Origin of the sequence: Chryseobacterium luquanense (genome assembly GCF_026460945.1) — a bacterium.
GTDB lineage: Bacteria > Bacteroidota > Bacteroidia > Flavobacteriales > Weeksellaceae > Chryseobacterium > Chryseobacterium luquanense.
Map to the genome: position 1 here is coordinate 115,647 of NZ_JAOVZV010000010.1, position 20,542 is coordinate 136,188.

A 20,542-nucleotide genomic window follows, 5' to 3' on the forward strand; every position below is an offset into this window, starting at 1 on the left:
AAAATATTAGGTGATGAAAGTTTTAATTTTTCTATTGTTTATTAGTTTAAATGCATGTGGAAAAAACTTATCTCAGCCTTCAAAAGAAAATATGGTTTTAGAGAGGAATGTAATTGAGCTTGTAAAAAGCAATGATGTAGAAGGTGTAAGAATGGCTTTGGAAAACGGAGCCGATGTAAATACAAAAGATTCTAGAGGACGGTCTTTGCTGCTTCTTGCTGCGGTTGGAAAAAAGGTAAAAATTGCCAAACTTTTGGTAGAATATAAAGCTGATGTGAATTTGCAGGATCAACAATTGGACAGTCCGTTTTTGTACGCAGGCGCAAACGGACAGGCAGAATTGGTAAAGTTATTTCTGAAAAACGGAGCACGATTTGATATTTTTAATCGATACAATGGAACGGCTTTAATTCCTGCTTGTGAAAGAGGTCATGTGGAAACCGTGAAAGTTTTAACAAATATATTAGGTTTTCCGATTAATCATGTAAATCGGTTGGGTTGGACAGCTTTAATGGAAGCTGTAATTCTCGGTGACGGAAGTTTTAAATATCAGCAAATTGTTCAGATTTTAAAAAGCAGAGGTGCTAAAGATATCGCCGATAAAGATGGAGTTACAACTTTGCAACACGCAAAACTATTGGGTTTTGATGAAATTGTTAAAGTTTTAGAATCTTAAAGACATAAAAGTTGTTTCTGAAAAATGATTTTCTAGATTAAATTTTATTAATTTAGACGAAAATCATTAGGGATGAATCAGCAGTCTGATCACTTTCCGGTTTTGGGAATTCAGGATTTTCGTAAAGACCAATCATTGAGCAGTAATTTATTGTTCAACGAACTTTTTGGTGAGCGCTCGATTGATCATCCTCATAAGCACGATTTTTTTATAATTAATATTTTTGAGCAAGGAAAAGGAAGTCACACCATCGATTTTGTAGATTATGAAGTGAAAAATCATCAGATTCATCTGGTTTTTCCCGATCAGGTTCATCAATGGTATATCCAGAAAGGAACTTTGGGCTATCAATTGATGATTAGCAGAAATTGGTTTGAAGTTTTAGTTCCTACTTTTAGATTTTCACAGTCATTTTATCAGAATCATCCGGTTATTGACCTTTCTGGAAGCATTTTCAATTCTGTTTTATATGAGTTTAAAGCAATTCAGAAAAGCTTAAAAGAAGAAAATATCTTTTGGGAAATTATTTTAAAGAGAAGCGAAATTATTGGATTATTAATTAGTAAAGCGGTTGAATTTATATTTAATAATGATCAACAGTATCATTCAAATCCTGTTTTTACAAAGTTTTTAAATCTAGTTGATGAATATTTTAAAGAAGAGCGTTCGGTTTCTTTTTATGCTGAAAAACTCAATATTTCTCCAAATTATTTAAATATTATCTGTAAAAAAAGTATCAATTCATCAGCTTCATCATTGATTCAGGACAGAATTTTATTGGAAGCCAAACGCCTTTTAAAAGTTTCTAAAATGTCGGTAAAAGATATTGTTTTTGATTTAGGATTTTACGATCAGGCAAGCTTCTCAAAATTTTTCAAATCTCATACGGGAATGACACCTTCTCAATTCAAGGAATAAGGATTTAAACCAAAATTCCTAAGAAATATTTCTCAGGAACTTTATTATTAAGATTAAACTCATCTAAATTATTGTAATCCAGACCAACCAATTGCCCAAGTTGGAGTCAATTCTCCATTTACGGCGCCCGTTGAGGCTATATTTTCAGTAAAAGTATTGGCTAAAATTGTTACAGCTGTTCCCGCTGATGAAGTAGCCGAAATTTTAGTAGTTATATTTGAGTTAAAGAGTATATCTTTAATTTTGCTTTGACCGTTAAAATAAGTAACAGTTGCATCACTTTGTAAATTAATACCGGTTTTAAAGCTCGAAATTACAGCATTTTCAATTGTTGCATGAACTCCTGAAGATAACCAGATACCATTAGTTTCTCCTGTATCATTTCCTCCAATTACAGTGACGTTTTTGAAGGCAACGTTTGATTGAGGAGAAGCACCGGGATTTGTAGTATTATTAATGCCTTTAATTCCGTTATTTCCTGTGCCATCTGCTTTTCTTTTGGTGTAAATTCCTGTTGCCGTTCCAATCCATCCGTCTTTAAAACTGAACGCATTGTTGGTATTTCCGGTCGAAACAACATTTGAAACGTTGACTGTTCCACCATAAATTTCAATTCCGTCATCGGCATTATTTAAAAGAGCAACGCTTTCAACTCTTGTTTCATTTCCAACTCCGAAAAGAGATAATCCGTTGAATTTTTTACCGGCAACAAATTCGGCTCCAGCATATTCAATCCTTACATAATTTAATGCTCCCGAATTATCCGTTGTTTCTGAACCTCCATAAGGTGAATTTCCTATTTCTGATGAACTGGAACTTCCTGTGTTGATAGGTGCTTTTCCACAAATTACGATTCCGCCCCAATTCCCAGCTACAGTTGTTTCTGATGTAAATAGCACCGGAGAACCAGCCGTTCCGTTGGCGTAAATTTTTCCACCTTGTTCTACTAAAACATAAGATGCAGCACCTGTTGTTGCTGTAATTTTTGTTCCTGCAGGAATAACCAGAGTTCCGCCACTTTTTACTTTAACAATACCATTGAGTTTATACATTTTCATAGGATCAAGCGTTACAACTTGTCCGTTTGAAATATCACCTTTAAAATTATTGGGATCTTGGGCTATTCCTACGATTTCTATTGTTGGAAATGTGTCATCGTCTTTACTGCAAGAATAAATAGTAAATGATGATCCTATCATGAAAGTTGCAATGATTATTTTAAAGTGATTTTTCTTCATAATTGTCGGATTATTCTCTTTCAACGGTATTTTTATGAATCTATTTTGAATGAGAAGACCAAATTACTATTTTTCTGCTAAGTTTCCCAATTCAGAATCAGATGAATTAATATTTAACGTTAAATGTCTATAAAAAGAACCACGCGCGGAAATAATTTCCGAGCGTGGTTTTCAATTTGATATGAAGAAACTAATTACTTAAATTCTTACAATCCAGCCCAACCTGTAGCCCAAGTTGGAGTGTTTATTCCATTTCCTGCACCAGTTGCAGAAGCATTTTCTGAATAAGTGTTTGCTAAGATTGTTATGGTTGCACCTGCTGTATTTTTAGCAGAAGCTTTAGTAGCAACGTTTGTATCAAATTTAACGTTAGTGATTTTGTTACCACCATTGAAATAAGCTACAGAAGCATCATGTTCTACATTGATACCAGTAGTCCAGTTAGATAACACTAAGTTATCAAAAGTACCATAAGTACCAACTCTTAATTTTAACGCATCAGCTTCACCTGTTGTACCTCCGATGAAAGTTGCATTTTTAATGGTAGGGTTAGATCTTGGATTTGCATTGTTGTCTAAAGAGTTGTTGTCAGCTTCGATACCTCTGTTACCAACACCGTTTGCTCTTCTTTTTGTGTAAATGTTTGTTGCAGTTCCGTTCCAACCTTCAGTCCAGTCGAAAGCATCATCTTCGTTAGCAACAGAAACGATGTTTGATACGTTTACTGTTCCGCCGAAAAATTCGATACCGTCATCAGATCCGTTGATTAAAGAAACGTTATCAATTGTAGTTCCGTTACCAACTCCGAAAAGAGAAAGACCGTTGAATTCTTTATCACCTGTAAAGATTGCACCTGCATATTCAATTCTTACGAATTTTAAGATTCCTGAATTATCAGAAACATTAGTTCCTCCGTATGTTGCGTTACCAACTTCAGCAGTTGCAGTAGTTCCTTTATTGATAGGAGCTTTACCACAGATTACTAAACCTCCCCAGCTTCCTGGTGTAGGGTTTGGTGAAGTCATTACAATTGGAGAAGAAGCTGTGCCGTTTGCATAGATTTTACCATCTTGTTCTACTGTAATATAAGCAGAAGTACCACCTGAAGCTTCAATTCTTGTTCCTGCAGGGATTACTAATGTACCACCAGCTTTTACAGCAACAGCACCTGTAAGTTTATAAACTTTTGTTGGATCTAAAGTTACTGTTTCACCAGATTTTACTTCTCCCTTAAAGTTGTTAGGATCAGAAGCGATACCTGTAGCGATGATTTCTTCATCATCATTATCGCTACAAGAATGGAATACTACAGCTGTTGTCGACATAATAAATGCTGCAGCTAATAATTTTAAAGTGTTCTTTTTCATTTTAAAATATTTTTATATTTATTTTTTAATTTAGAATTCGTAAGAAATACTTGCTCCTACAGCTGTTCCTCTTTTATATTTTTTTGCTGCAAGTTCGTTTCCTGTTAATAGATTATCTTGAACTCTTGTGAAATAAGGATTGATTAGGTTTCTTCCTGTGAAAGAGAAGCCCATTCCGTTTGATAATTTAAATTTCAAAGTAGCATCTAATGTACTGAATGCCTTATCTACCATATTCCCTCTGTTTTGTGTACCTAAAGAGTAAATATTATCTGAGATATAAGAGTATGAAACAACTAAGTCCATTGAGTTTTTGTTACCCCATTTCTGCTCTAAACCAATATTTGCATTGGCTAAGAAATCTGAAGCACCCTGCATCTTATCTTTTGTAACATTGAAGTTAGTAGAGTAGTTAGATTGTCCAGGTCCTGAATTTTCTTTAGCAACTTTGTCGTTGTCAAGTTCTTGTTCAGTATTCAAATAAGTACCGTTCAAGAATGCGTATAATCTTGTGTTTCCTGCACTGTAAATGTCTTTTCTGATTTCTGCTTCCACTCCATATACTCTTCCTGTGTCTCCTACATTCATTACAGAAGTTGAGTTTGATGATGAATTGATGGTTACTCTTGCAAGAGGATTTTGGATGTATTTTCCAAATGCTGATAATGATACTAACTCATTTTTACTTGGAAACCATTCCCATTTTAAATCTACATTGTAGTTATCTGCAAGATAGTTTGATTGGTTACCCAATGTGCTTTCTTCAATATCTTCATATTCGAAAGGCGCAATTTCAAGTAATAATGGGGAAGTATAAGTTTTAGATCCCGCTAATCTTAAATTATGTTTATCATTCAAGCTATATTTCAAGTTGAAAGCCGGTAAAATTTTATTATAATCTCTGTCTTGTTTTCCTTCCTGAATTGCAGTATTGTATTTAAGTTTCTGCATTAGATTTTCATATCGTACTCCAACCTGTGCTGTAAACTTATCGCTGAACTTGTAATCTACATTTACATAACCTGCATTATTAGTCATTTCGGAAGTAAATGTTTGTGGAATTAATGCTTGCTCCGGAGAGTATTTCACATCACCTCTAAAAGTTACGACATCAAAGAAAACTCCGGACTGATAATTAGCAAGATTAAAGAATGTGTCATAATTTTTAGGATCAACAAAGTAACTTCCCTGTACTGGTAAAATTCTAAAGTTATACTGTGTTGCTTTGAAATCACTGTCTTTATATCTTCCACTATATCCTAATGTAATTTTTGAGTTTTCTCCTAATTTGTAATCTGCATGAATATCACCTACAAAATCATTCTCCAAAAGCTGATCATAATATCTGTTGTTTGCTCCCGGATTACTACTTGCGAAGAAACTATAGTTTTGCTGTTTGTCAAAAACAGTTACATTCTGTTGTCTGTCTGGTCTTCTGCTGTCTAATCTATTATAACCTACATTCCAAGATAATTTCAATGGCTCAGACAAAGTATGCTCACCTCTTAATTGGTTCACCAATAAATCGTTGATACGGGTTGTAGCTCTTCTTAGCTGAGTTGTGTATCTTACCTGATTAACATCATTGTCATAATAATCCCTGTTATATCCTGAGAAATTTCCTAATTTCTGTTCGGAAGTATGGATGTAATTTGATGATAGATTAATTTGATGATTAGGATTAATCTTGTAATTAATATTTACTAAGCCAGTTGTATTAGTAGTATATTTAAATTCTTCTGCTTGAGTATATATTCTAAGAGCATCATCTTGTGCACTATATGTACCTCCCGTGATTCCATTGAAATATTCGTAGCTATTATCAAAACCTCCGTACCCGAAAATACTTAGTTTTCCTTGGCTTCCAACTTTGAAATTGGTTCCAAAGTCAAAACTTAAGTTTGAGTTGAAAGGATTGTTTACTTCCTGATCTTTCCAAGATGTATTAAAAACATATCCTTTATTTGCAACGGCATTTTTAGAAGGCTGTTCTAATTTAGCAAAACCAAAATAACTTGGTCCGTCCTGCAAGAAATAATTATTCTTCTGAACTGCGTTAAAATTAACAGAAGATCCTAAATTAATTTTAAAATAAGGCTTTCCTGTGTAAACTTTAGTTACAATGTCAACGTTTGCTCCAGACATATCTCCCCAAAGTTTTGGGTTGTATACTTTCTCCAAACCGATGAAATCGATCATATCAGTTTTAATGATACTTAAATCAATGTTTTTGTATAAAGGATCGTTTGATGGAACCTGAAGTCCGTTAATTGTTGTAGAGTTGTTACGATCACCTAGACCACGGATGAAGATTTGTCCGCTTCCTTCTTGCTTTTGTGATCCTGTTGCTTTGGTTACGGCAACAGATACGTCACCAACTCCTTGTTTTTCTAACTGTACAGATCCAACTCTTTCGATTACCTCAACAGACTTTCTCTGTACACTGATGATATTAGATTCACTACCTTTTTTTGTAGTTCCTTGAATTACAACTCCCTCAATTTTCTTTTCGCTTTTTAAGGTGTCATTTTTTTCTTGAGCGTACATTAAAGTTCCAGATGTCGTAAGGAATAATGCAGCGATACTCAGTTTTCTAAAATTCATTTCTTTTTTACTAATTACTTTCGGTGCAAAGGAAGAAAAGTTTAGTCGGGTAAATGGTTTAGGGAAATTTAAATTTTTCTTAACTAAATATTACGAAACCGATATTATTGTTAACTTTATGTGAACGATAACCTTTGTGTTAATCCGTCATTCAAAAATTGTTAACTTTGAACCGTAAAAATTGAAAATGAACCAAAAGAAAATTCTTCTAATAGACGACGAACTCGATATTTTAGAGATTCTGTCTTACAATCTGGAAAAAGAAGGTTACGACATTTATACCGCTACAAATGGTAACGAAGGTATAGATAAAGCCAAAGAAATTATTCCCGATTTGATCTTATTAGATGTAATGATGCCCGAAAAAGACGGTATCGAAACTTGTCAGGAACTTAGAAAAATAAAAGAATTGCAAAAATCTCTTATTGTTTTTCTTTCTGCGAGAAGTGAAGAGTTTTCTCAGCTGGCTGGTTTTCAGGCAGGAGCAAACGATTACATTGTGAAGCTTATCAAACCGAAAATTCTTATTTCTAAAGTAAACGCATTGCTTCAGTTGACTTCTCAGGTTTCTGATAATGCTAAATTAATTGAAATCGGAGATTTGGTGATTGATAAAGATAACTTCCGAGTTTCAAAAAGCGGTCAGCAGTTTTTGTTGCCTAAAAAAGAGTTCGATTTATTGTATCTTTTAGCTTCAAACACTGAAAAAGTTTTCAAAAGAGAAGAGATTCTTGAAAAAGTTTGGGGAAATGACGTAATTGTTGGTGAAAGAACAATTGACGTACACATCCGTAGACTGAGAGAAAAACTTGGAATCAACACTATTCAGACTTTAAAAGGAATCGGATATAAACTGATTGTTTAATTTTAGAATTCCTAACTTTACATTCAACCCCAAAATTTTGTAAAATTGAAATTTTACAGACTTACTTTAGTATCATCATGTTTGCTTACTTTGGTGATGCTCGTTTTAGTGATTATTTTTGACTCGCTAAAAGATATATATTACAACTCCTCTCAATTTAAGATAGGTCTTTTTCTATGTATTGTTTTTATGTTTATCATTAATTATGTAGTTTTAGAACTGCTGTTTAATTATTATGCTAAAAAACAAGTTATCAAAATCTCAAAAATTCTTCCCGAAGAAATTGTTTACAGCGATCAGAATAACATTACGCTGAAAGAATTGGGTGAAAGATTTTCAGATTTCAATCAGCAGCAAGTGACAGAGATGGATATGATGAAAGAAATGGAAAGTTACCGTAAAGAATATATCGGAAACGTTTCACACGAACTCAAAACTCCGCTTTTTTCTATTCAGGGATACGTTGAAACTTTGGTTGATGGTGGAGTAGATAATATGACGATTCGTGATAAATATTTAGAGCGAATAGGAATTTCCGTTGAAAGATTGATTGCCATCGTAAATGATCTCGATATGATCAACCGTTTGGAAGCAGGAGAAATTAATCTTACGGTTTCAAAATTTGATGTTAATATTTTAATTAAAGAAATATTTGATCTTCTAGATTTGGAAGCCGAAAAAAACAATACAGTTCTTCAGCTTCAGACTTTACACAGTCAGATTTTTGTGGAAGCAGATAAACAGAAAGTTTCTCAGGTTTTTATTAATTTAATTTCAAATGCCATTCATTACGCCAACAGACAGGAGGCAAAAGTGGTGGTGAAGACAAGTGTTCTCAGAAATAAAGTTCTTATCGAAGTTATCGATAACGGAATGGGAATAAAAGCCGAACTTTTACCAAGAATTTTTGAAAGATTTTACCGTGTAGAAACCAGCAGAAGCCGAAGACAGGGTGGTTCCGGTTTGGGACTTGCCATTGTAAAGCACATTCTGGAGGCACATAATGAAAATATTACTGTAGAAAGTGTCTACCTTGAAGGGACAAAATTCAGTTTTATGCTCGAAAAAAGTAAATGATTTTGCGGAATGTAAGAAAAAAAAAGTTTCTAAAAAATCATTAAATATTTTTTTGTGAAATCTCATTTATTATATATTTGCATCAAGAATTTATCATAATAAATAAAGGCAAAAAGTAATTGAAAAACTGATATGGTTTATAAGATCCGTGTAATATTAGATACGAAAGAAGATATTTTCCGCGATGTAGAAATCAAAGGAAAACAAACACTCTGGAACTTACATTTGGGAATAAAAAGTGCATTCAATCTTAGTGGAGATGAGTTGTCTACTTTTAATCTTCTCGAAGAAGACGGTACTGTCGTAAAAAGCGTACCTCTTGAAGATATGAGTGATGATGGTGATGGCGAAATTATGTCAGATGTTTACATCGATGAAGCCTTCGAATCTGCAGGTGACAAAGCTCAATTCCAATATGGATTGCTTGATCTTTGGGAATTTTTCTGCGAGCTTGTAGAAGTGGTAGAAGAAACAAAAGGGGTGAATTATCCGCTTACTGCATACAGATTTGGAAACGCACCACTAAAAGCTCCAAGCAAAAGCGGAAGCGCTGCAGGATCAAAAAACAAAAAATCAGCAATGCCTCTAATGGATGACGATTTTACTTTTGAGGATGATTTTGGAGGAAGCAGTAGTTTTGTAGATGAAGATGATGATTTTGATGATGAGGAGGAAGATGACTACAACGACGACGTTTTCGATGATGAAGACGATGACAACGAAAGATAAAAATTAAATATAACCCTGAACTAAAAATTCAGGGTTTTTTGTTTCAATTAAATTTAAAACTCAATTCCTTATTTTTGTAATTAAGTTCTTAGTTAAACTGATTTACTAAACAGAAATGTTTATTAAATTTTAAAATGAAAATGAATATGGATTTACCTCAAGATTGGAAACATACCACCAATATATACGAAGTCAACGTAAGACAATATACCAAAGAAGGCACTTTCAGAGCATTTGAAAAAGAAATGCCACGACTGAAAAACATGGGCGTAAAAACCTTGTGGTTTATGCCAATTACTCCGATTGCACAGCAAAATAAAAAAGGAAGTCTGGGAAGTCCTTATGCATCTTCGGATTTCACATCAATCAATCCTGAATTCGGAACGATGGATGATTTTATACATCTGGTCAATAAAGCGCATCGATTAGGCTTAAAAGTAATTATTGATTGGGTTGCCAATCACACAGGTTGGGATCATGTTTGGACGAAAACCAATCCTGAGTTTTATTTACAAGAAAACGACACTTTCAAAATGGCTTCCGGAATGGATGACATCATCGAACTGGATTACCAAAATAAAGAAATGCGTCAAAAAATGATTGATGCAATGAAATTTTGGATTGAAAAAACAGATATCGACGGTTTCAGATGTGATTTGGCTTCTTGGGTTGAAGTTGATTTTTGGCAGGAAGCAAGACCGGAGGTTGAAAAAATAAAACCTCTTTTTTGGATTGGTGAATTTGATGAATTGGAAAGTCCGGAATATGGGAAAGTTTTCGATGCAAGCTATTCTTGGAAATGGATGCACAAATCAGCTGATTTTTATAAAAATAATGAACCGATTAGCGAACTTGTAGATTTACTCAAAAAATATTCTCAAATTGGAGATTCTTCAATGAGAGCCTGGTTTACAACCAATCATGACGAAAATTCTTGGAATGGAACAGAATATGAAAAGTACGGTGATATTACAAAACCTATGGCAATATTTTCTGCAACCTGGAACGGAATTCCATTATTGTATTCAGGACAGGAACTTCCCAATGTAAAAAGATTAGAATTTTTTGAAAAAGACCCAATAGAATGGACAAATAATTGTGAGATGGCTGATTTTTATAAAACTTTATTAGATTTAAAATCTTCAAATCCAGCTTTAAGAGGCGGCGATTCAAATATTGTTACTTATCTGTTAAATACCTCTTCGAACGATAAAATTTTCGCTTACATTAGAAAGAATAAATGGGATGAAGTTTTAGTAGTACTCAATTTTTCAAAAGAAAATGTTGAGTTTACCATTGAAGATGAAAATGTATCAGGAGTTTTTAAAAACGTTTATGATAAGAAGAAAAGAGATTTCAGTAATAATAAGAATTTCAGTTTCAAAGTTTCCGATTATGCTGTTTTTGAAAAATAAATTTAAAAAAGTTATGTAAAGAAAATCTTTTAAGATTAAATCAAAAAATATAACTTTAAAATGATCAATAGGAGCGGACTTTAGTCCGCTTTTTAATTAATTTAACAAAGGCTTTAGCCAAATTTAAATATGAACAAATCTTCACTTATTGATAGTATTAAACTAAAACTCTCCGAAAAAATCCAAAATTTCGAGAAATTGATTGCCGAAACCCGTGCATCAAGCAACGACACGAAAAGTTCGATGGGCGACAAATATGAAACGGGAAGAGAAATGCTTCAGCAGGAAATCAACAATCTGCAAGTTCAGCTGAATGAGATTTTGAAACAAAAAGATTTCCTCAAAACTGTTTTGCCAAAACCAAATGACAAAGCTGAAAAAGGCGCTATCGTGAAAACAGAGAAAGGTTTGTTTTTTATTTCTGTTTCCTTAGGAGAAATTAAAATTGATAATGAGAAAATTATTTGTATTTCGCCGGAATCTCCTTTGGCAAAAGCGATGAATGGAAAACAGAAAGGTGAAGTTTTTTCTTTAAACAATATCAGTCAAAAAATTGAGGAAATTAAATAACTAATTTTGAAATAAAAAAAACATTGTTTCAAAAAGAAACATTTATGAAATAATTAACTGTTAGAGACGTTTGCTTTGCATTATTATTGCTTTAAATAATCCATCAACAAACAAATAAAATTTCATTTATTATGAAAATTCTAAACAATAAAGTGGCTTTGGTTACAGGAGCAGGTTCAGGAATTGGTCTTGCCATCGCAAAATTATATGCTAAAGAAGGTGCAAAAGTTATCGTTTCTGACATTAATGAAGAGCATGGGAAATCAGCCGTTGAAGAAATAAAATCTGAAGCCGGAGAAGCGACTTTTATTAAAGCAGACACTTCAAATCCTGAACAAGTAGAAGCACTTGTCAACGCTACAGTTGAAACGTACGGAAGATTAGATATTGCCTGCAACAATGCGGGAATTGGTGGCGAACAATCAACAACAGGAGATTACAGCATCGACAGCTGGAAAAAAGTTTTGAACGTAAATCTAGACGGTGTTTTCTACGGCTGCAAATATGAACTGACTCAAATGGAAAAAAATGGTGGCGGTGTCATCGTAAACATTGCTTCGATTCATGGAACGGTTGCAGCGCCTCTTTCATCAGCTTACACTGCTGCAAAACACGCGGTTGTCGGTCTTTCAAAAAATATCGGCGCTGAGTACGGACAAAAAAATATCCGTTGCAACGCTGTTGGACCAGGTTATATAGAAACGCCTCTTTTGGAAAGTGCAAGTGGTGATATGAAGCAAGCTTTAATTGCCAAACACCCAATGGGAAGACTGGGTACATCTGAGGAAGTTGCAGAATTGGTTCTTTTCTTAAGCTCAGATAAGTCGTCTTTTATGACAGGAGGTTATTATCTTGTTGATGGCGGTTATACAGCGGTTTAAAATTTAGAAATACAAATTTCAGGAAGCATTCACTTTTGGTGGATGCTTTTTTTCTATCACTAATATTTGTCTTTTTGACTGATTTTTAAATTTAAAATTCTTTATTTTGTAATCCTAATTATTAGCTTCAAAATGCAAAACTATCTCGATTTACTTCAGCATATTTTAGATAACGGAACCGATAAAACCGACAGGACCGGAACTGGAACCCGAAGCGTTTTTGGTTACCAATTGCGTTATGATTTGTCGAAAGGATTTCCTTTGGTAACGACTAAAAAGGTTCACTTAAAATCTATTATTTATGAATTGCTTTGGTTCATTAAAGGTGATACAAATACTAAATATCTTACGGATAATGGAGTTTCTATTTGGAACGAATGGGCAGATGAAAATGGAGATTTAGGTCCTGTTTATGGCGCACAATGGAGAAGCTGGAACGGAGCCGATGGAAAAGTGGTTGACCAGTTTTCGGAAGTGATTGAGCAAATCAAAAAAAATCCTGATTCCAGAAGATTGATTGTTTCTGCCTGGAATGCTGCAGAAATCCCGAATATGGCTTTAGCACCTTGTCACGCTTTGTTTCAGTTTTATGTAGCGGATGGAAAATTGTCGCTTCAATTGTATCAGAGAAGTGCAGATGTTTTCTTGGGAGTTCCTTTCAATATTGCAAGTTATGCCCTCTTATTGATGATGGTGGCGCAGGTTACAGGACTTGAAGTTGGCGATTATGTTCACACTTTTGGAGATGTTCATATTTACAATAATCATTTCGAGCAAGTTAATAGACAGCTTTCCAGAGAAACGAGACCTTTGCCTACAATGAAACTGAATCCTGAAATCAAAGATATTTTTGATTTTGACTTTGAAGATTTTACTTTGGAAAATTATGACCCGCATCCGGGGATTAAAGCGCCTGTGGCGATATAATAAAAATTAAAAAGTGAAGTACAAAGCTTCACTTTTTTTGTAACTTTCAGCCTTAAATTTCAACTTATCCACTATGAAATCACTTAAAATCAATATTGAAGAAAATACCGATGTTGAAAAATTAAAAGAGCTTTTGCTGCAGGTAAAAGGAATTAATCATATCGAAATTATCGACGATGAAAACCCGGAAAGTGAACTGAAGAAAGCTTTCGCAAAAACAAAAGAACAGTTGAAAAAAGGTGATTACGAAACATTAGTCAGCGATATTTTTGACATTTTAATAAAAAAATAATTCTAAAATAATAAAGTAAGCTCCAGAATATTGAGGTATTTTGAACGCTGAGTTTAAATAAATAATAATGAAAAAGGCCATTTTATCGATTGCAATACTGGGAGTTTTATTCTCTGCAAATGTATCTGCACAAACAGAAACTTCAGGAAGAGAAAAAATCTACAGAGCAACACATACAAAAGTTACTGAGCTTAAACACACCAAATTAAAAGTAAACTTTGATTATCAGAAGGAACAGATGAATGGTGAAGAATGGTTAACAGCTTCTCCGTATTTTTATGCTTCGAACGAGTTGATTCTTGATGCAAAAGGAATGTTGATTCACGAAGTGGCTTTAGACAATAACGGTAAAAAATCACCTTTAAAATTTGACTATAAAGATGATGTTCTAAAGATAAATTTAGATAAAACGTATACGAAAAATCAGGATTATACAGTTTATATCAAGTACACTTCTCGCCCGAATGAGGTAAAACAGAAAGGAAGTGCCGCAATTAATGACGCAAAAGGATTGTATTTTATTAATGCTCAAGGAAAAGATGCTGATAAACCCACACAAATCTGGACTCAAGGTGAAACAGAATCTTCTTCAGCTTGGTTCCCGACAATTGACAGACCGAATCAAAAGACTACTCAGGAAATCTTTATGACGGTTCCAGACAAATATGTCACTCTTTCAAACGGAATTTTAAAAGATTCAAAAAAAGAATCCAACGGTGAAAGAACAGACCATTGGGTGATGGATAAAAGGCATTCAACCTATCTTTTCTTTATGGGAGTTGGTGAATATGCGGTTGTAAAAGATAAATGGAAAAACATTCCCGTAGATTATTATATCGAAAAAGAATACGAACCGTACGCAAAACAGATTTACGGAAATACTCCGGAAATGATTGATTTTTTCTCTAAAAAATTGGGTTACGATTATCCTTGGGCGAAATATTCGCAAATTTCAGGTAGAGATTATGTAAGTGGCGCAATGGAAAATACAACTGCTACGCTTCACGGAAGTGATATTTTACAAAAACCAGGACAATTAATCGACGAAAATAAATGGGAAGATACCATCGCTCACGAATTATTCCACCATTGGTTCGGAGATTTGGTTACAGCCGAAAGCTGGAGTAATTTGACTGTCAATGAATCTTTTGCTAACTATTCAGAATATCTTTGGAACGAGTTTAAATACGGAAAAGATCAGGCAGATTATCATCAGATGGAAGATGTGAATCATTACATTCACAATCCTTCAGATTTCAAAAAAAACTTGGTAAGATTTGATTATGGCTCTCGTGAAGACGTTTTTGACTTAGTTACCTATCAAAAAGGTGGCGGAATTCTTCACATGTTGAGAAATTATCTTGGCGATGAGGCCTTTTTTGCAGGAATCACAGATTATCTAAAAACCAACGAATTTAAAAATGCTGAAGCACATCAATTAAGATTATCATTTGAAAAAGTTTCGGGCAAAGATTTAAACTGGTTCTTTAATCAGTGGTATTTCGGAAGCGGAAATCCGAAATTGAGCTATACAACTTCTTATGAACCCGTAAAAAAACAGGTTACGGTTAGTTTGAATCAGTCTCAGGATTTACCATTTGAATTTCCCTTAGCAATTGATGTTTATGACAACGGAAAACCTAAAAGATATAATGTTTGGGCAAACGCAACGGCAAAAAACTCATTCACTTTTGATTCGTCTAAAAATCCAGATTTAATCAATATTAATTCAGATGGGGTTTTGCTTGCTGATATTACAGATTCTAAAACTCCGGAGCAGAATTTACTACAATTTTCAGGTTCGAAAGAATTTAAAAGTAAATATATTGCTCTAGATGGTATTAAAGATCAGGTTGGAAAAAATCCTGCGGCTACAAAATTATTGGCTGCAGCTTTAAAAGATCCTTTTTTCAGAATCAGAATTAAAGCTTTGGAATTAATGGATTTAAGTATTCCTGAGCAGATGAAAGCTCTTGGAAGTGATGTTGAAAAATTAGCTTCAAATGATCCTAAAACTTTAGTTCAAGGTGCTGCAATTGCTGCTTTGTCGAAAACAAAAGATAAAAAATATGTTCCGATTTTTGAAAAAGGAATTAATGCGATTTCCAATTCGGTAAAGGTAAATTCAGTGGCTGCAATTGTTACCGTAGATCCTTCAAAAGTTAATGCATTAGCTGATAAAATTGATTTAGAGGGTGCTTCTGAAGAAATGTTGAATCAATTGTTACCCATTGTGGTTAAAAATAAAGTGACTTCACAAATGGCAAATATTACTCCTGTTGCTGCTTTCTATCCTTTTATCAAATTTCAAAACCCTGAATTGGGGAAAGTTGCAGAAGAAGGTTATAATTGGATTATGTCTTCTGATAATTTAAAAGCCACTGAAAATATCACTAAAATTTTAGATCAGGCTAAAGGACAAATGGGAGATAATCCGCAAGTAAAAATGATGATTTCTCAAATGCTGAAAGACGGTTTAAATAAAAAAATGGAACTTCTTAAACAAAATCCACAAAAAGCTTCAAGTATCAATCCGCAGATTGATGCTATTAATAAGGCAATTGAAAATTTTAAATAGTTAAATCTTATATTAATACTAAAGCATCTCCATCGAGATGCTTTTTTTGTTTAATCATCAAAAATTTAGACGATTTTACTGTCTTTTTTATAACATCTTTCATAAATTAGTTTAAAATTTAACGATTATGGGTTTTGGAATTGAGGCAGCGAGTTATTATGTGCCTTCTTTGTATTTGGAAATTAAAGATTTAGCAGAAAAAAGAGGAATTGAACCGGCAAAATTAGAGAAAGGTTTAGGTTTACATAAAATGGGTTTCCCGGATGTTCATGAAGATGCAGCAACTTTTGCGGCTGAAGCTTTACTCAAATTAATCAGAGACTACGAAATCAACCCAAAAGATATTTCAAGAATTTATTTAGGTACAGAGAGCGCAATCGATGCCGCAAAACCTACTGCTTCCTACGCAATGCAGATGGTAGAAAAGGTCTTAGAATCTGAGTTTGGTGAAAGATGTTTCAAAAACTGTGATGTCGTGGATCTGACTTTTGCCTGTATTGGTGCAGTAGATGCACTTCACAACTCTCTGGATTTTGTGAGAGTAAATCCTGATAAAAAAGCGATTGTCATCGCAAGTGATTATGCAAAATACGAGTTGGCTTCTTCAGGTGAATATACTCAGGGTGGCGGTGCTGTTTCTTTGTTGATCTCTGCAAAACCTGATTTAATTGAAATTGAAAATCATTGGGGAGTCGCTACAGAAAGTGTTTTTGATTTCTTTAAACCAAGAAGGCATTTTAAAAAGGATGATTTGACAAATGCTCCTGGAAACTTTCCAGATAAAATCGAAATTTTCACAGATGAGCCGGTTTTTGACGGACAGTATTCCAATCAGTGTTATCAGGACAGAATCAGAGAAGCGTACGAACATTATAAAGAAGTTTCAGGTAAAGAAAAACCTTATCAAAACTGGAAATATTTAATCTTCCATCTTCCTTACGCATTCCATGGAAAGAGAGTTTTTACTGAAATTTACAGCTTAGAAAACGGACTTTCCTACTCGAATCCTGAAGAACAGAAAGCGGTAGCAAAATCTGAAGATTATTTAAAATTTATCAGTGAAAAGATCGAAAAAACACAGCGTGCATCGTCTGAGATAGGAAACATGTACACCGCTTCGATTTTTATGGCCTTACTTTCAGGCTTACAGACTTCTTTTAGTGAAAAAGAAGAATTGGCGGGACAGGAAATAGGATTTTTAGGGTATGGAAGCGGTTCAAAATCTAAAGTTTTTGCCGGAAAAGTATCTGAAAACTGGAAAACCGTCGTTGAAAAATGGAACTTATTTGAAAATTTGAATGAACGTTTAGCTATTGATTTTGATACGTATGAAAAACTCCACAGAAAACAGCTTGAACATTCTGTAAATCCTGAGTACACTGGTTTTGGATTAGAGTCTGTCGAACATGAAAATCCTGTCTTATTAGGAGCAAGATATTACGGTTTTAAAGAATAAAGAATTACAGGAAGCATCTCATTGAGGTGCTTTTTTTAGTTAGAAACTAATTACCCCATTCTGGTAGTTCTTTGGCGTCACCCCAACCAACTGTTTAAAAACTCTTGTAAAGTAATTTGTATCAGAAAAACCCGTCTGGAAAGCAGTCTCCTTAATGCTGTTGTTTAAAGCTAAAAGTTCTTTCGCCTTGCTGATTCTTTCCTGAAGAATAAAATCGTTTGGCGAGGTTCCCAACTCGTCTTTAAACATTTTGAAGAAATTAGATTTGCTCACATAAGCCAGTTTCGCAATGCTGTCGATAGAAAGTTTCTGATGGATGTTGTTTTTAATATAGTCCACTACAAAACCGATTCTGGATTTATTTTTAGCCAAATTTTTCTCTACCATACTTCTTGCCTGTGTCTGCATAAGTCTTATTAAAAGTTCTTTTAAAGCGAAATCAGCCATAATATCCTTTTGAGAATTGTCATCCATGGCGATTCTCATAATGTTGTTGGTGGCTGAAGCCAAAGATTTATTGTTAAATAGAAAATATTCGTCAAGCTGAAGATTCCAGGATGAGGTTTCATCTACTTTCGCGAAATTATAGTTCAGATTATTCAAAGAGTTTTCGATAAACTCAGGATTTAAACTTAAAGAAATACATTGAGTTGGTGTCTCATCAGACTCCGGAAAATCAATAACCATCGTTTCACCGGGCGCAACCAAAACACTTTCTCCGGGGAAGTAATCGAAATAGTTGGTTTTGTTTTCCAGCTTCATGTATTTTCTGCCCTGAAGCATTGCTGTGAAAGCGATCGTGTCAAAATGCAGTTTTATATCAAACGCAGACTTGTGAGTCTCATAGATGCTGAATTCGCAGTTGTTGAGATTAAATTTAGTTTGATTTTCAACTAAGTTTAAAAGCTGACTTTCCTTCTTTAATGCAGGAGTATTCAATAAAAACTTATGATCATTCATTGCTAAATTTATTTAAGTTACGACTTCTATCAAATATAGAAATTATATGATTAAAAACATGTTAAGGAAATACTAAAGTCTGGCTTCTACACTATTTTGAAGTTTTTTTGTAGGATTTTGCTATTTCTTTTATTGTAGTCGGTGTAATTTGGTTGAAGATAAAAATCAAAACAATACTAATATGAGCACAGCAACAGAACAAAAATCAGACACGGTCTTACAGTGGCCGGAATTCAAAAAGCAATATGACAACTTTATTAATGGTGAGTTTACCGCACCGGTTAATGGAAATTATTTTGATGTAATTTCTCCCGTTAATGGCAAAGTTTTCACCCAGGCAGCGCATTCGTCGAAAGAAGATTTAGAACTGGCAGTTAATGCAGCCGAAAAAGCGTTCCAGACATGGAAAGATACATCGTCTACTGAAAGAAGCGTTATTTTAAATAAAATTGCGGACAGAATAGAAGAGAACCTGGAGTATTTGGCAACGGTAGAAACCATTGATAACGGAAAAGCAGTAAGAGAAACATTAGCCGCAGATTTACCTTTGGCAGTCGATCATTTCAGGTATTTTGCTTCAGTAATCAGAGCAGATGAAGGTTCGCATAACGAACTGGATAAAGATACGGTTTCATTAATCGTGCACGAGCCGCTTGGCGTGATCGCACAAATTATTCCATGGAATTTCCCGATTTTGATGGCAGTTTGGAAACTGGCTCCGGCATTGGCGACAGGAAACTGTGTAGTCTTAAAACCGGCAGAAAGTACACCGATTTCAATCTTGGTTTTAATCGATTTAATTAAAGATTTACTTCCGGCGGGAGTGGTGAATATTGTTAACGGTTTCGGAGCGGAGCTTGGAAGAGCTTTGGTGACGAATCCGAAAATAAACAAGGCTGCGTTTACCGGTTCTACCGCAACAGGTCGTTTGGTAATGCAGTATGCCACAGAAAATATCATCCCGGTGACTTTGGAATTGGGTGGGAAGTCTCCCAACGTTTTCTTCAGTTCGGTAATGGATGCAGATGATGAATTTTTAGATAAAGCTATCGAAGGTGCAGTTCTTTTTGCTCTTAATCAGGGTGAAATTTGCACAGCTCCTTCAAGATTATTGGTTCAGGAAGATATTGCCGATGCATTTATTGCGAAAGTAATTGAAAGAGTAAAGGCGATCAAAGTTGGAAATCCTCTGGATAAAACTGTGATGATGGGAGCGCAGGCTTCGAAAATTCAGAAAGATAAAATTTTGTCTTACATCAAATTAGGAAAAGAAGAAGGTGCTGAAGTGTTAGTGGGTGGTGACGTGAATCATGTAGGTGAAAATCTTGAAGAAGGATATTATATTCAACCAACCATTTTTAAAGGGAACAACAGAATGAGAATCTTCCAGGAGGAAATTTTCGGACCTGTTTTAGCGTTTACGACTTTCAAAGATGAAGAAGATGCAATTAAAATTGCCAACGATACGATTTATGGTTTGGGTGCAGGAGTTTGGACGAGAGATGCGCATCAGCTGTACAATGTGCCACGTCAGATTCAGGCGGGTAGAGTTTGGGTCAATCAATATCATTCTTACCCTGCAGGAGCACCATTTGGTGGGTACAAGCAGTCGGGTATTGGTAGAGAAAACCACAAAATGATGTTGGATCATTACCGTCAGACAAAGAACATGTTGATCTCGTACAGCAAAAACAAATTAGGTTTCTTTTAATTAATAAATATTTAGGGCGTGCCCGTTTTCCCCATTTGTCACGGGGAAAACGGTCGGGCTATCCAGGGCTGCACTTCGTTTCGGTGCTTCGCACCGGCGAGTTCCTCGCCGCCCTTCCTATCCCTCACGCAAAAGTTGTGTGCAAAACACATCACTATATTTGGTTTATGTAAAGTCTGACAATGCTTGTTTTGTCAGACTTTTTTTAACTTTATAAAATAATATACAAAGACTAAGCTCAATAAAAGTTTAACAAACCAAATTTTGTTTGAAAGACA

Annotated in this window: 17 protein-coding genes; 13 read left to right on the forward strand and 4 right to left on the reverse strand. The window is 34.5% G+C overall.

Annotation, left to right across the window (positions count from 1 at the left end; genetic code table 11):
• The first annotated feature begins 13 nt into the window (after positions 1-13).
• Positions 14-676 (forward strand): ankyrin repeat domain-containing protein, encoded by a 663-nt coding sequence (locus tag OEA66_RS10705; protein WP_267281360.1) that lies wholly within the window; start codon positions 14-16, stop codon positions 674-676.
• Positions 677-748: 72 nt separating this feature from the next.
• Positions 749-1,594, forward strand: coding sequence for a helix-turn-helix domain-containing protein (locus OEA66_RS10710; RefSeq protein WP_267281361.1), 846 nt, complete (start codon positions 749-751; stop codon positions 1,592-1,594).
• 68 nt (positions 1,595-1,662) lie between these two features.
• Here the strand turns inward: OEA66_RS10710 and OEA66_RS10715 are convergent, their stop codons facing one another.
• The 3 genes from OEA66_RS10715 to OEA66_RS10725 all read right to left on the reverse strand — a co-directional run bounded on the left by OEA66_RS10715 (position 1,663) and on the right by OEA66_RS10725 (position 6,803).
• Positions 1,663-2,832 carry a beta-helix domain-containing protein gene (locus OEA66_RS10715; protein ID WP_267281362.1) on the reverse strand — a complete coding sequence of 390 codons (1,170 nt, stop codon included), beginning with the start codon at positions 2,830-2,832 and terminating at the stop codon, positions 1,663-1,665.
• Positions 2,833-3,038: 206 nt separating this feature from the next.
• Positions 3,039-4,199 carry a beta-helix domain-containing protein gene (locus OEA66_RS10720; protein ID WP_267281363.1) on the reverse strand — a complete coding sequence of 387 codons (1,161 nt, stop codon included), beginning with the start codon at positions 4,197-4,199 and terminating at the stop codon, positions 3,039-3,041.
• A 30-nt stretch (positions 4,200-4,229) separates the two neighbouring features.
• Positions 4,230-6,803, reverse strand: coding sequence for a TonB-dependent receptor domain-containing protein (locus tag OEA66_RS10725; protein ID WP_267281364.1), 2,574 nt, complete (start codon positions 6,801-6,803; stop codon positions 4,230-4,232).
• Positions 6,804-6,990: 187 nt separating this feature from the next.
• Here OEA66_RS10725 and OEA66_RS10730 point away from each other — a divergent pair, with 187 nt between their 5' ends.
• The 10 genes from OEA66_RS10730 (at position 6,991) to OEA66_RS10775 (ending at position 17,593) form a co-directional block, all read left to right on the forward strand.
• Positions 6,991-7,668, forward strand: a complete 678-nt coding sequence (locus OEA66_RS10730; protein WP_267266776.1) for a response regulator — start codon at positions 6,991-6,993, stop codon at positions 7,666-7,668.
• A 45-nt stretch (positions 7,669-7,713) separates the two neighbouring features.
• Complete coding sequence (locus tag OEA66_RS10735) at positions 7,714-8,745, forward strand: sensor histidine kinase (RefSeq protein ID WP_267281365.1); 1,032 nt, start codon at positions 7,714-7,716, stop codon at positions 8,743-8,745.
• A 132-nt stretch (positions 8,746-8,877) separates the two neighbouring features.
• Positions 8,878-9,474: an IS1096 element passenger TnpR family protein gene (locus tag OEA66_RS10740; protein ID WP_267281366.1), complete on the forward strand. Its 597-nt coding sequence runs from the start codon at positions 8,878-8,880 to the stop codon at positions 9,472-9,474.
• A 146-nt stretch (positions 9,475-9,620) separates the two neighbouring features.
• Positions 9,621-10,889, forward strand: coding sequence for an alpha-amylase family glycosyl hydrolase (locus OEA66_RS10745; protein ID WP_267281367.1), 1,269 nt, complete (start codon positions 9,621-9,623; stop codon positions 10,887-10,889).
• Positions 10,890-11,018: 129 nt separating this feature from the next.
• Complete coding sequence (locus tag OEA66_RS10750) at positions 11,019-11,459, forward strand: hypothetical protein (protein WP_267281368.1); 441 nt, start codon at positions 11,019-11,021, stop codon at positions 11,457-11,459.
• Between the two features lie 131 nt (positions 11,460-11,590).
• Complete coding sequence (locus OEA66_RS10755) at positions 11,591-12,340, forward strand: SDR family NAD(P)-dependent oxidoreductase (protein ID WP_267281369.1); 750 nt, start codon at positions 11,591-11,593, stop codon at positions 12,338-12,340.
• Between the two features lie 132 nt (positions 12,341-12,472).
• On the forward strand, positions 12,473-13,267 hold the full coding sequence (locus tag OEA66_RS10760) for a thymidylate synthase (protein ID WP_267281370.1): 795 nt from the start codon (positions 12,473-12,475) through the stop codon (positions 13,265-13,267).
• A gap of 73 nt (positions 13,268-13,340) precedes the next feature.
• Positions 13,341-13,559, forward strand: a complete 219-nt coding sequence (locus OEA66_RS10765; protein WP_267281371.1) for a hypothetical protein — start codon at positions 13,341-13,343, stop codon at positions 13,557-13,559.
• Positions 13,560-13,626: 67 nt separating this feature from the next.
• A complete protein-coding gene (locus OEA66_RS10770) occupies positions 13,627-16,137 on the forward strand; it encodes a M1 family metallopeptidase (protein WP_267281372.1) in 2,511 nt (836 codons plus the stop codon).
• A gap of 127 nt (positions 16,138-16,264) precedes the next feature.
• Entirely contained in the window at positions 16,265-17,593 is a 1,329-nt protein-coding gene (locus OEA66_RS10775; protein WP_267281373.1) for a hydroxymethylglutaryl-CoA synthase family protein, read from the forward strand.
• Between the two features lie 39 nt (positions 17,594-17,632).
• Here OEA66_RS10775 and OEA66_RS10780 read toward each other — a convergent pair whose 3' ends face one another.
• Positions 17,633-18,553, reverse strand: coding sequence for a helix-turn-helix domain-containing protein (locus OEA66_RS10780; protein ID WP_267281374.1), 921 nt, complete (start codon positions 18,551-18,553; stop codon positions 17,633-17,635).
• Between the two features lie 181 nt (positions 18,554-18,734).
• Between OEA66_RS10780 and OEA66_RS10785 the strand changes: the two genes are divergently transcribed.
• Positions 18,735-20,264: an aldehyde dehydrogenase family protein gene (locus tag OEA66_RS10785; protein ID WP_267281375.1), complete on the forward strand. Its 1,530-nt coding sequence runs from the start codon at positions 18,735-18,737 to the stop codon at positions 20,262-20,264.
• Positions 20,265-20,542: the final 278 nt, after the last annotated feature.